Below are 12,769 nucleotides of genomic sequence, written 5' to 3'. Positions count from 1 at the left end.
AGGCATCACCGTCACCAGGGAGAAACACGAACAGTCGCTATTCGGTCACGTACGGCTGTGGTGCCATGGGGTCGCGGACGAGCGGAAGGGTGACGGAATGAGCGCAGGCGGGAACGGGCAGGCGTGGCCGCGCCAGGCGGTGGCGATCGTGGGCGTGGGGTGCCGGCTCCCCGGCGGCATCCGCGACCTCGACGGACTGTGGCAGGCGCTGCTGCGCGGCGACGATCTGGTCGGCACCGTGCCGCCGGACCGCTTCGAGGCCGACCGGTACGTCGACGAGTCCATCCCGCGCCTCGACCGCAGCTACACCCGGGCCGGCGGCTTCCTCGACGGCGTCACCGGCTTCGACGCCGCCTACTTCGGGATCTCCCCCAAGGAGGCCGCCTCGATGGACCCGCAGCAGCGGCTGCTGCTGGAGATGGCGGCCGAGGCGTTCGACGACGCCGGCATCGACCCGGCCCGCCTGGCGGGCGGCGACACGGGCGTGTTCGTCGGCGTCTCCGACCCGTCGTACGGGGTGCTGCAGGCGCTCGAACCCGGCGGGATGGGCCCGTACACGATGTCCGGCATGGCGCTGTCCATCGCCGCGAACCGGCTCTCGCACGCGTTCGACCTGCGCGGGCCCAGCATGAGCATCGACACCGCGTGCTCGTCGGCGTTGCAGGCGGTCGAGCGGGCCTGCCGGGCGCTGGCCGACGGCTCCGCCAGCACGGCGCTGGCCGGCGGCGTGAACGTGCTGCTCAACCCGATGGGGTTCATCGGGTTCAGCCAGGCGGCGATGCTGTCGCCGACCGGGCGGTGCCGGGCGTTCTCGGCCGACGCCGACGGGTTCGTCCGGGCCGAGGGCGGCGGCGTGGTCGTGCTCAAGCTGCTGGACGACGCGCTCGCCGACGGCGACCGGGTGCACGGCGTCATCGTCGGCGCCGCCGCCAACAACGACGGCCGCACGATGGGGCTGGCGCTGCCGAGCACCGAGGCGCAGGAGGCGCTGCTGCGGCAGGTGTACTGGAAGGCCGGCGTCGACCCCGACGAGGTCGCGTACGTGGAGGCCCACGGCACCGGCACGCAGGCCGGCGACCCCGCCGAGTGCGGCGCGCTGGGACGGGCGCTCGGCACGGCCCGGTCGGGCGGCCCGCTGCCGATCGGCTCGGTCAAGACGAACCTCGGCCACCTGGAGCCCGCCTCCGGCATGCCGGGACTGTTCAAGGCCCTGCTCGTGCTGCGGCACCGGACGATCCCGGCGTCCCTGCACGCCTCGGTGCCGAACCCCGCCATCGACTTCGACGGGCTCGGGCTGAGCATCGTCACCGAGCCGCGCCCGCTGCCCGAGACGGGCGGACGGACGGTCGTGGGGGTGAACTCGTTCGGGTTCGGCGGCGCGAACGTACACGTGGCCGTCGCCGCGCCGCCATCGGTGGGGTCGTCGTCGGAGGGGGCGTCCGGGGTGCCGGGGCGGGTGGAGGGGGCCGTCCCGGTGCCCGTCGTCGTGTCCGCGCGCTCCGGCGGCGCGCTGACGGAGGCCGTCGCGCGCGCCGCCGCGCACCTGGAGACGGTCGGCGAGGACGGCTTCTACGACGTCGCCTACACCGCCGCGCGCCGCCGCGGCCTGCACCGGCACCGCGCCGTCGTGCTCGCCGCCTCCCCCGCGGAGGCGGCGGGCGGCCTGTCCAGGCTGTACGCGACCGGGGACGAGGCCCGGACGGGCGAATCGGCGCCCAAGGCGGTCACCGGCGAGGCCGTGGAGCACGGGCGGGTCGCCCTGGTGTTCTGCGGCAACGGGTCGCAGTGGGCCGGGATGGGCGCCGACCTGCTCGGCGAACCCGCGTTCCGGCAGGCCGTCGAGGCCGTCGACGGCGAGCTGGCCGACCGGCTCGGCTGGTCGGTGCTGCGCGAGCTGGAGCTGCCGCCGGACCGGTGGCGGCTGTCGGCGACCGAGGTGGCCCAGCCGCTGCTGTTCGCGGTGCAGGCCGGGGTGGCGGCGATGCTGGAGGCGGCGGGCGTACGGGCCGGGGCGGTGCTGGGGCACAGCGTCGGCGAGGTCGCCGCCGCGTACACCTCCGGCGCGCTGTCGGCCGCCCAGGCGGCGCGGGTGATCGCCGCCCGCGGGCTGGCGCAGTCGGCGACGCGCGGCCAGGGCCGGATGGCGGCCGTCGGGCTGCCCGAGGCCGAGGCCCGGCAGCTCCTGGCCGGCTACCCCGGCGTGGAGGTCGCCGCCGTCAACACCGCCCGGGACGTGACCGTCGCCGGGCCCCAGAGCGCGCTCAAGCTGCTGGGCGAGGACCTGGCGGCGCGCGAGGTCTTCTACCGCGAGCTGGACGTGGAGTATCCGTTCCACAGCGCCGCCATGGACGCCGTACGCGAACCGCTCTGCGCGGCGCTGGAGGGGCTGCGGCCGTCTCGGGCGCGCATCCCCATGGTGTCGACGGTCTCGGGCGAGACGCTGACCGGCGAGGAGCTCGACGCCACGTACTGGTGGCAGAACGTACGGCGGCCCGTGCGGTTCGCGGAGGCGGTGGACCGGGTGCTCGCCGACGGGTTCGACGTGCTGGTGGAGGTCGGGCCCCACCCGGTGCTCCGCTCCTACCTGCGCCGCCTCTCCGCCGCCGCCCACACCCGCACCGCCCTCATCCCCACCCTCCACCGCCCGCCGGCGACCGCCACGGAGGCCACCCCCGCCCCCGGAACGGAGAACGCTCCGGCCGTTGGAACGGAGGACGCCACGGCGGGCGGCGCGGACGGCGCTCCGGTGGGCGGCGCGGAGGAGTCCCCAGCAAGCGAGTCGGAGGACCCTCAGGCAGACGGCGCGGCAGACGCTCACGCCAGGGCAGCGGACGAGTCCCCGGCGGGCCACGTGAACGAGGCCCCGGCCGACGGTACGGAAGCCGCCCCGGCAGACGGCGCGCAGCCCGCTCCGGCGGGCGGCCCGGGGGAAACCCTCGCCACGGATGCTCCGGTGAGGGTGGCAGCCGGGGCTGTGGTGGCCGGGGGGCCGGCGGCGGTCGGGGCGGCGGTGGCGGGGGTCGTGGCGGCCGGGGGTGAGATCGACTGGGACCGGTACTTCCCGCGCCCCGGCGTGGTGCGGTCGCTGCCCGCCTACCCGTGGCAGCGGCAGCGGCACTGGACCGGCGGCCCGCTGAGCTGGGCGCGCTCCATCGGCGACCCGGCGATCGTGCACCCGCTGCTGGGCCAGCGGCTGCCGACGCTCGAACCGTCCTGGTACGGGGAGATCGACCAGGTACGGGTGCCGTGGGTGAACGACCACCGGGCGGCCGGGGCCGCCGTGATGCCCGCGACCGGCTACCTGGAAATGGCGCTGGCCGCCGGGCGGCACGCGATCCCGGAGGCGGCCGACGCGGTCGAGATCGACCGGGCGAGCATCACCCGCGCCCTGGTGGTGCCGCCCCCGAGCGGGGAGCCGGTCTGCGTGCAGACGTCGCTGTCCGCGGAGACGGGCATGATCACCGTGTCGAGCACGAATCGGCGCGGGCAGCATTCGCGCGAGCACTTCCGGGCGCGGGTGCGGCCGCTGCTGCGTACCGCCCCGCCGCCGCTCAACCTGGCCGAGCTGCGCGCCCGCGTCGCCGAGCCCATCGACGTGCCCGCCTACTACGCGCGGGCGGCCGAGGGGCGGATGGCGTGGGGGCCGACGTTCCGGGTGCTCACGGGGCTGTGGCAGGCGCCGGGTGAGGTGCTGGGCGCGTACACCTGCCCGGACCAGCAGGACGAGCGCTACGAGGCGCACCCGGTGCTGCTCGACAGCGCCCTCCAGGCGGGCGTGCTGTGGCTGGTCGACCTGCTGGTGGACGGCACCGGCTACATGCCCGCGGCGATCGGCGCGGTCCGCGTGTGGGGCAGGCCGGACCCGGAGGGCTTCCTGCACGTACGGGAACGCTCCAGCAGCCTGGAGGAGGTGTGCTGGGACATCACGATCACCGGGACGGACGGCCGGGTGGCGGCCGAGATGGACGGCGTCCGGCTGCGCCGCATGCCGGGCACCCACACGACCCGGCCCGAGCGCTACCACGTCGAGCTGCGCGCGGCCCCCCGCCCCACCGACCCCGCCGCCGCCTGGCCGGGCCCCTCTCCGGCCGCGCTGCTCGCCGGCGCGGCCGACCGGCTGGCCGAAGCGCACTCGGCCTGGCGGGACCTGCGCTATCCGGCGTACGCGGCCCTCCTGGAGGAGACCTCCGCCCACGCCCTCGCCGCGGCGCTGGCGGCCTTGACCACCGGCGAAGCCGAACCGGCCGCCGAGAACGTACCGGCCACCGAGAGCGAGCCGACCATCGAGAGCGCGCCGGCCGCCGGGGGCGCGTCGCCCACCGGGAACCGGCCGACCGGCGCGAGCCGGCCGGGCGGCGGGGGGCTGGACGTGGAGGGGCTGGTCGCCGTATGCCGGGAGCCGCGGCATCGGGAGCTGGTGCGGGCGGCGTTGCCGCTGCTGGAGCGGTACGGGGTGCTGGAGCGGCACGGCGACGGGAGCGTAAGCCTGGTCGGGGGTGCGCCGGACCTGCGGAGGCTGGTGGAGGCGGGGGCGGCGTTCCCGGCGCAGACGGCGCTGGCGGTGCGGGCCGCGACGCGGCTGCGGGAGGTGCTGGCCGGGGAGGTCGAGGCGGCCGACGTGCTCGGCGCGGACGGGGCCGCCGACCTGCTGGAGCAGTATCACGACATCGGGCCGGTGAGCCTGTTCGCGAACCGGATCGCGCGGGCCCTGGTCGAGCAGGTCGTCCAGGGGTGGCCGGTGGATCGGCCGCTGCGCGTGCTGGAGGTGGGGGCGGGCACCGGCGGCACCACGGCGGCGCTGCTGCCGGTCCTGCCGGTCGACCGGACCCGCTACACCGTCACCGACGTGGCGGAACCGGCGCTGGCCCGGCTGCGGCAGCGGCTGTCCGGGGCGGACGTCGTCGAGTTCGGGCTGCTCGACCTGGACGTGGACCCGGGCGAGCAGGGGTATGCGGAAGGCGTGTTCGACCTGGTGGTGGCGGGTGGGTGCCTGCATGCGGCCCGGGACGTGGCCGGGGCGCTGCGCGGGCTGGGGCGGCTGCTCGCGCCCGGCGGGAAGCTGCTCGCGGCGGTGCCGCACCGGGAGGGGCCGCCGTTGCCGCTGCCGGAGCTGACGCCGGAGTTCCGGGACGCGCCGCCGGACGCGCCGACGCGGTCCGCGCGGCAGTGGGCGGAGTTGCTGGCCGAGGCGGGCTGCGCCGATGTGGTGCGGGCCGGGCCCGAGGAGGACTTTGAGGTGGGCGGCTTCTCGGTGCTGCTCGCGACCTCCCCCGCCGGCGCGTCCGCGGACCGGGCGGCGCTGCCTGACGGCGGGGCTGAGGGCACCTGGGTCCTCATCGCGGAGGATGCCGGCGACCCGGTGGTCGCCGAGCTCGCGGCGCTGCTGCGGGAGCGTGGCGGCCAGGCGGTGGTGGCCCCTCCCGGCGACGACCCCGCCGTCTGGGCCGCCCACGCCTCCACAGCCGACAGGATCACGTACGCCCTGATCCTGGGCGAGCCTGCCGAACCGGACGCCCCCGCGCCCTCAGACGCCACCGAGCCGCGGTCCGCCACCACACCCCCGGAGGGCGGCGCACCGCTGGAGGACGTCGGCGCCCCGCAGGGGGTCGTCACGCCGTCGGACGGCGGTGCGCCGCGAGAGGCCGCCGGGCCGGCCGAGGGTGGCGGGGCGCTGGATGTCGGCGTGCCGCATGAGGTTGTGGGGCGGGTCGTACGGCGGGCGGGGGTGCTTCGGGGGCTGGCGGTGGCCTGTGAGGAGCTGCCGCAGAGCCTGCCGGTGCGGTTGTGGCTGGTGGCCCGGCCGTGCGGGGCGCTGCCTGAGCCGGAGGGCGGGGAGGTGCACGCGGAGGACGCGGCCACGTGGGGGACGGTGCGGTCGCTGGGGAACGAGCAGCCGCGGCTGGACGCCCGGCGGGTGTGCCTGCACCGGGGCGGCGACGCGCGCCGGGACGCGGAGCGGCTGGCGGCGGAGCTGCTGGAGCCGGGCGACGACGACGAGATCCTCCTGGCGCGGGCGGGGCGGTTCACGCCTCGGCTGGTGCGGTCGGCGCCGCCGGCCGTGCGGACGGCCGCTGGGGACGCTTACCGGCTTGCGGTGCGGGATCCGGGGCTGGCGTACGAGCTCGTGTGGGAGCGGACCGCGCGGCCGGAGCCGGGCCCGGGGCAGGCGCTGGTCGAGGTGGGGGCGATCGGGCTGAACTACCGGGACGTCATGTTCGCGGTGGGCCTGCTGCCGTCGGAGGCCGTGGAGGCGGTGTTCGGCGGGCACGAGCTGGGCCTGGAGTGCGCCGGGACGGTCGTGGCCGTGGGGCCTGGGGTGACGCGGTTGCGGCCGGGGGACCGGGTGGCGGCGGCCGGGCCGGTGGGGTTCGGCAGCCATGCGGTGATCGAGGAGTGGACGGCCATCCGCATCGCGGACGAACTCGGTTTCGCCGGGGCGGCCACGCTGCCGATGCCGTACTCGACCGTTCATCACGCGCTGCATCACTGCGCGAGGATCCGGGCGGGCGAGACGGTGCTGGTGCACGGCGGCGCGGGCGGGGTCGGGCTGGCGGCGCTGGAGTACGCGCGGGCGGCCGGGGCGCACGTGATCGCGACGGCGGGCAGCGAGGCCAAGCGGGACCTGCTGCGTGCGCTGGGGGCGGCGCACGTGCTGGACTCGCGGAGCCTGCGCTTCGCCGAGCAGGTGCGGGAGCTGACCCGCGGCCGGGGCGTGGACATCGTGCTGAACTCGCTGGCCGGGGAGGCCGTGAGCCGGAGCCTGGAGTGCCTGCGGCACGGGGGGCGCTTCGTCGAGCTGGGCAAGCGCGACATCTACGAGAGCCGGCATCTGGCGCTGCGGCCCTTCGGGGACAACATCGCGTTCTACGGCGTGGACGTGGGCACGCTCATGTGGAAGGACCCGGCGCTGATGGCCGAGCACATGGCAACGCTCCTGACGGTGACGGACATGCGTCCGCTGCCGCACACGGTGTTCCCGGCGGAACGGGTGGCGGACGCGTTCGCGCTCATGCGGCATTCCCGGCACATCGGGAAGGTCGTGGTCTCGCTGGATCCGCGGGACGAGCCGGGTCTGGTGCGCTTCCGTCCCGCCGTGCGGCGGGGCTCGGGCACGTACCTGATCACGGGTGGTCTCAGCGGGTTCGGCGCGGAGACCGCGCGGCGCCTGGCGGGGGCGGGGGTGCGGCGGCTGGCGCTGGTCAGCAGGCGCGGCGCGGCCACGCCGGAGGCGGACGCGCTGCTGGAGGAGCTGCGCGGGCTCGGCGCGGAGGCCACGGCGCACGCGGCCGACGTCGCCGACCGCGACGCCGTGGCCCGCGTGCTGCGCGAGCTCGACGAGGCCGGGCACCCGGTGCGCGGCGTCGTGCACGCCGCCATGACGCTCGACGACGCCGCGCTCGCGGACCTGTCCGACGACCGGTTCCGGGAGGTCCTGCGGCCGAAGATCGCCGGCGCGCTGGTGCTGGACGAGCTCACGGCGGGGTTGCCGCTGGAGGCGTTCGTGCTGTACTCGTCGCTGACGACGATCGGCAACATCGGGCAGTCGCCGTACGTGTCGGCGAACCTGTTCCTGGAGGCGCTGGCCAGGCGGCGGCGGGCCAGGGGCCTGCCCGCGCTCGCGGTGTGCCTGGGCGCGCTGGCCGGCACCGGCGTGCTGGCGCACGGCACCCAGGCGGAGGCGCTGGCCAGGCTCGGCATCGGCTCCATGGACCCGGCCGTGGCGCTGGCCGCCGTGGACGACATGCTGGCCGACGGCTCCGACGTGGCCGTGATCGGCCGCTGCGACTGGGCCAGGCTGCGCCAGGCGCTCCCGGGGCTGCGGCGGCCGTGGCTGTCGGCGGTGCTGCCGCCCGGCGCCGACCAGGCCCCCGACGTCGAGGACCTGCTGGGGAAGCTGGCCCTGATGGACGCCGAGGAGGCGCACGCGTACGTCGTCGAGCAGATCACCGAGCTGCTGTCGTCGGTGCTGCTGGTCCCGGCCGCCGACATCGACCCGGACCGGCGGCTGGACGAGTACGGCCTCGACTCGCTGATGGCCACGCAGCTCCTGCTGTCGATGCGGCACGCGTTCGCGGTGGACATCCCGCCGATGGAGCTGATCCGCGGGGCCGGGACCGTCAGTGACATCGCCCGCACGGTGCTCCTCCACCTGGGGCTGCAGGCCTCGCGCCCGGCTTCCTGAGGAGGAGGCGCATGACCGCCGTTCACGCCCGGGTGGCCGGAGTGGCCGCCCACCTGCCCGAGACCACGATGACCACGGCCGAGCTGGAGGACCGGCTCGCCGCCCGAAACCCGGGGATGGACCTGCCCCGGAGCGTGATCCACAAGGCCAGCGGGGTGCGGCGCAGGCATGTCGCGCCGCCGCACGAGATGCCGTCCGACCTGGCCGCGCACGCGGCCCGCGCGCTGCTGGCCGAGCACGACCTGCACGCGCGCGACCTCGACCTGCTTGTCTACGCGGGGGTGACCATCGACCTCATCGAACCGGCGACCGCGCACATCGTGGCGGCGAAGCTGGGCGCCGGCTGCCCGGTGTTCGACGTGCGCAACGCCTGCAACAGCGTGCTGAACGCGATCCAGGTGGCCGAGGCGCTCATCGTCACGGGTCGCCACCGGCGGGTGCTGATCTGCTGTGGCGAGCTGCCGACCGCGTTCATGCCGTGGACGCTGTCCGGGGCCGACGAGTTCCTGACGATCGCCGCCGCCTACACGGTGTCGGACGCCGGGGCCGCGCTGCTGCTGGAGCCCTCGGTGGAGCCGGGCGTGCTCGGCCACCGGTTCGCCGCCCAGTCGCTCGGGTGGGACGCCGCCACCGTGCCGCTGCTCAACCTGACCTCCGACCCGGCGTCCGACTGGCCGGTCATCCGGCCGCTCACCGTCGACGCCGTCGAGCTGGTGCGCGGCATCGAGGCGACCGACCACGCCGTCTTCACCGACCCGCTCGCCGCGCTCGGCCTCACCTGGGACGACTTCGCCGCCGTGTGCGTGCACCAGGCGTCGCTGCCCGCGCTGTGGAAGTTCTGCGACCACGTCGGGATCCCGCAGGGCAAGGTGGTCGTCACCATCGCCCAGCACGGCAACCTGGTGGCGGCGACGCTGCCGGTCCAGCTCGCCCAGGCGGTCGCCTCGGGGCGGGTGCGGCGCGGCGACCTGGTGGCGCTCGTCGGGCTGGCGAGCGGGTTCAGCGCCGGCACGGTGGTGGTGCGGTGGTGACGCCGGCGCCGGTGAGCGAGCTGGTCACGCGGGCCGAGCGGTGGGCCGCCGACCGGCCGGACGCGGTCGCCTGCCAGGTGGGCGGGCGGGCGCCGCACGCGGTCAGCTACGCGGAGACGGCCGAGGCGGTGCGGGAGACGACGGCCGCGCTGGCGCTCGCCGGGGTGCGTCCGGGCATGCGGACGGTGCTGCTGGTGTTCCCGGGCGTGGAGCTCGGCGTGCTGGCGCTGTCGCTGCTGCGGCTGGGGGCGGTGCCGGTCATGGTCGATCCGGGGCTGCCGTGGGCGGCGGTGCGGCGGTGCCTGGCGCGGGCGGAGCCGGAGGCGTTCATCGGCGTGCCGCTCGCCCAGGCGGCCCGGCTGGCGCTGGGCTGGGCGCGGCGCACCAGCCGCGTCACGATCACGGTCGGGCCGCGCCGGTTCTGGCCGGGCCCGACCCTCGACGGCCTCCGAGCCACCGCCCGAGCCGAGGCCCGTGCCAACGACCGTGCCACCGCCCGAGCCAACGACCGCGCCACCGCCCGCGCCACCGCCATTGCCACCGCTCCCGCGCCCGGGCCCGATGATCTGGCGCTGATCGCGTACACGTCCGGGTCGACCGGCCCGCCGAAGGGGGTGCCGTTGCGGCACCGGCATCTGACGGCGCAGCTCGACCTGCTCGCCGGGCTGGACGTCGCCCGCGCGGGCGCGTCCGTCCTGTCGACGTTCGTCCCGTTCGCGCTGGGGGCGGCGGCGCTCGGCGCGACCGCCGTGCTGCCCGACCTGGACCCGCGCCACCCGCTGCGGTTCGACCCGGCGGCGCTGGCCGAGGACATCCGCCGCTACCGGGTGTCGGCGGCGTTCGCCGCGCCCGCGCTGCTGGACCGGCTGGCCCGGCACTGCGCGGCCCGGGGGCTGGTGCTCGGCTCGCTGGACACGGTGGCCGTGGCGGGCGCGCCGCTGTCGCTGCCGACGCTGGAGCGCGTGCGCGCCTGCCTGCCCGGCGGGGCGCGGGTGCTGTCGGTGTACGGGGCGACCGAGTGCCTGCCCGTGGCCGCGATCGAGGGGCGTGAGCTGACGGCGGCGCTGGCCGCGCACCCGGGGATGGGCACCTGCCTGGGCGTGCCGCTGCCGGGGGTCGAGGTCCGGGTCATCGGCGTCACCGATGACCCGATCGCTCGGTGGGACGACGACCTGGTGGCGCCGCCCGGCGCCGTCGGCGAGATCGTGGTCTCCTCCCCGGCCGTCAGCGACCCGTACCTGGACGATCCCCACGCGACCGCCCTGGCCAGGATCGCGGACGGCGACCGGGTCTGGCACCGGATGGGCGATCTGGGCCGGCTGGACGAGGACGGCCGGCTGTGGTTCGCGGGCCGCAGGTCCGAGCGCGTCCGCGCGCCGGGCGGCGACCTCTACCCCGACCACGTGGAAACGCTGCTGGCGGGGACGCCGGGGGCGCGCCGGGTCGCGCTGGTGGGCGCGGGGCCGCGCCCGGTGCTCGTGGTGGAGCCCGAGGACGGCGTCCGGCCCGGCGCGGCACGGGCCGCGCTGCTGGCGGAGGCCGCGCGGCACCCGGCCACGGCGGGGCTGCGGGACGTGCTGGCGCATCCGCGGTTCCCGGTGGACGCCCGGCACAACAGCAAGATCCGCCGCGATCTGCTCGGCGTCTGGGCCGGGCGGCGGCTGTGAACGTCCTGGTGACCGGGGGCGGCGGCTTCCTCGGTCTGGCCGTGTGCCGCCTCCTGGCCGGGCGCGGCGACACCGTGCGCGCCCTGCACCGCCGCCGGCACGCCGGGCTGGACGCGCTCGGCGTCACCCAGCGCCTGGCCGACGTCCGCGACCCGGCCGCCGTGCGCGCCGCCGTGGACGGCTGCGAGGCCGTGGTGCACTGCGCGGCCATGACGGGGGCGTACGGCGCGTACCGGGACTTCCGCGAGGTCAACGTGGACGGCACCCGCAACGTGCTGGACGCGTGCGCGGCCGGCGGCGCGCGGCTGGTGCACGTGTCGTCGCCGAGCGTCGTCCACGACGGGCGCGACCTGGAGGGCGTCGACGAGTCCGTCCCGTACGCCACCCGCTTCACCGCCGCCTACCCGCGCACGAAGGCGATGGCCGAGCGGATCGTGCTGGCGGGGCCCGTCCCGGCCGTGGCGCTGCGCCCGCACCTGGTCTGGGGGCCGGGCGATCCGCACTTCCTGCCCGGGTTCGTGGCGAACCGGCGGCGGCTGTGGCTGCTGGGCCGCGAGGACCGGACGATCGACACCGTCTACGTGGACAACGCGGCGGACGCCTGCGTGCTGGCCCTGGACCGGCTGCGGCCCGGGTCGCCGCTGTGCGGGCGGGCGTACTTCGTCACGCAGGGCGAGCCGTGCGGCTTCGGCGAGTGGGTGAACGCGCTGCTGGCGGCGGCCGGGCTGCCGCCGGTGCGGCGGCGGCTGCCGGTCCGGGCGGCGCGGGCGGCGGCCTTCGTCCTGGAGCGGCTGGCCGGGGTGCGGGACGGCTGGGAGCCGCCGCTCACCCGGTTCCTGGTGGAGCAGGCGTCGACCGCGCACTGGTTCGACATCTCGGCCGCGCGCCGCGACCTCGGCTACCGGCCGCGCGTGAGCATGGCCGACGGGCTGGCCCGCCTGGCCGCGCACCTCTCGGAGGCCCCGTGACCCGGTTCCCCGGCTACCCGTTCACGTCCCACTGGTACGCGCATCCGTCCCGGGGCGGGCTGCGCCAGCACTACGTGGACGAGGGGGCGGGGCCGCCGGTGCTGTTCGTGCACGGCAACCCGTCCTGGAGCTACCTGTGGCGGCGGCCGGTCGCGGCGCTGCGGGACCGGTTCCGCTGCGTGGCGCCGGACCATCTCGGCATGGGCCTGTCGGACAAGCCGTCCGCCGAGGAGTACGAGCACACGCTCGCCTCGCGCGTCGACGACCTGGACGCGCTGGTGGGGCATCTCATCGCCCGCCGGGGCGCGCCCGGCCGGGGGTGGACGCTGGTCATGCACGACTGGGGCGGGCCGATCGGCATGGCGTGGGCCTGCCGCCATCCGGGCCGGGTCGCCCGCCTGGTCATCCTCAACACGGCGGCCTTCCCGAACCCGCACGGCGAGCGGGTCCGGCTGCCGCTGCGGGCACCGCTGTGGGTGCTGCGCCGCACCCGGCTGGGGGCGCGGCTGTTCCTGCGGCACAACCTGTTCGCGCGGGCCGCCACCTGGCGTCCGCTCGGCGTGCGCCGCCGCATGCCCGCGCACGTGCGGGCGGCCTTCCTGGCCCCGTACGACCGGCCCGCGCACCGGGTGGCCGTGCAGCGGTTCGTGCACGACATCCCGCTGCGGCCGGGCGATCCGGCGTGGCCGCTGCTGGAGGGGACCGCCCGGCGGCTGGACCTGTTCGCCGGGCTGCCCGCGTTCGTCGGATGGGGGCTGCGCGACCCGGTGTTCGACCCGGCCGTGCTGGCCGAGTGGCGCCGCCGCCTGCCCGCGGCCCGGGTGCGCGTCTTCCCCCGGGCCGGGCACTACGTGCTGGAGGACGCGCACGAGGAGCTGGTCCCCGAGATCCGCGCGTTCCTGACCGGGTCCGCCTGACCCG

The 12,769-nt window shown here is 76.9% G+C and carries 5 protein-coding genes; all 5 read left to right on the top strand.

Annotated features, from left to right (window positions below; all coding sequences use genetic code 11):
- Window positions 1–97 precede the first annotated feature (97 nt).
- The 5 genes from AB0J53_RS40840 to AB0J53_RS40820 are packed head-to-tail and all read left to right on the top strand — an operon-like array spanning window position 98 to window position 12,765.
- Entirely contained in the window at window positions 98–8,182 is an 8,085-nt protein-coding gene (locus AB0J53_RS40840) for an SDR family NAD(P)-dependent oxidoreductase (protein WP_364182646.1), read from the top strand.
- Between the two features lie 11 nt (window positions 8,183–8,193).
- The gene (locus tag AB0J53_RS40835) at window positions 8,194–9,213 is read left to right on the top strand and encodes a 3-oxoacyl-[acyl-carrier-protein] synthase III C-terminal domain-containing protein (RefSeq protein WP_219510115.1); all 1,020 of its coding nucleotides are present in this window, start codon (window positions 8,194–8,196) and stop codon (window positions 9,211–9,213) included.
- Window positions 9,207–10,880, top strand: coding sequence for a fatty acid CoA ligase family protein (locus AB0J53_RS40830; protein ID WP_364182642.1), 1,674 nt, complete (start codon window positions 9,207–9,209; stop codon window positions 10,878–10,880). The genes AB0J53_RS40835 and AB0J53_RS40830 overlap by 7 nt, the downstream gene beginning before the upstream one ends.
- The gene (locus tag AB0J53_RS40825) at window positions 10,877–11,848 is read left to right on the top strand and encodes an NAD-dependent epimerase/dehydratase family protein (protein WP_364182639.1); all 972 of its coding nucleotides are present in this window, start codon (window positions 10,877–10,879) and stop codon (window positions 11,846–11,848) included. Before AB0J53_RS40830 ends, AB0J53_RS40825 begins: the two co-directional genes overlap by 4 nt.
- The gene (locus AB0J53_RS40820) at window positions 11,845–12,765 is read left to right on the top strand and encodes an alpha/beta fold hydrolase (protein WP_364182636.1); all 921 of its coding nucleotides are present in this window, start codon (window positions 11,845–11,847) and stop codon (window positions 12,763–12,765) included. Before AB0J53_RS40825 ends, AB0J53_RS40820 begins: the two co-directional genes overlap by 4 nt.
- The last annotated feature ends 4 nt before the right edge of the window (window positions 12,766–12,769 follow it).

The sequence above is a fragment of the Nonomuraea sp. NPDC049725 genome (assembly GCF_040674795.1).
Taxonomy (GTDB): Bacteria; Actinomycetota; Actinomycetes; order Streptosporangiales; family Streptosporangiaceae; genus Nonomuraea; species Nonomuraea ceibae.
The sequence above is the reverse complement of the archived record's forward strand: the minus strand, read 5'-3'. Positions and strand labels throughout refer to the sequence as shown.

What these genes read in the sequence shown, in the direction of transcription:
- AB0J53_RS40840 (WP_364182646.1), top strand. Translation starts at nt 98, where the DNA reads ATGAGCGCAGGCGGGAACGGGCAGGCGTGGCCGCGCCAGGCGGTGGCG.
- AB0J53_RS40835 (WP_219510115.1), top strand. Translation starts at nt 8,194, where the DNA reads ATGACCGCCGTTCACGCCCGGGTGGCCGGAGTGGCCGCCCACCTGCCC.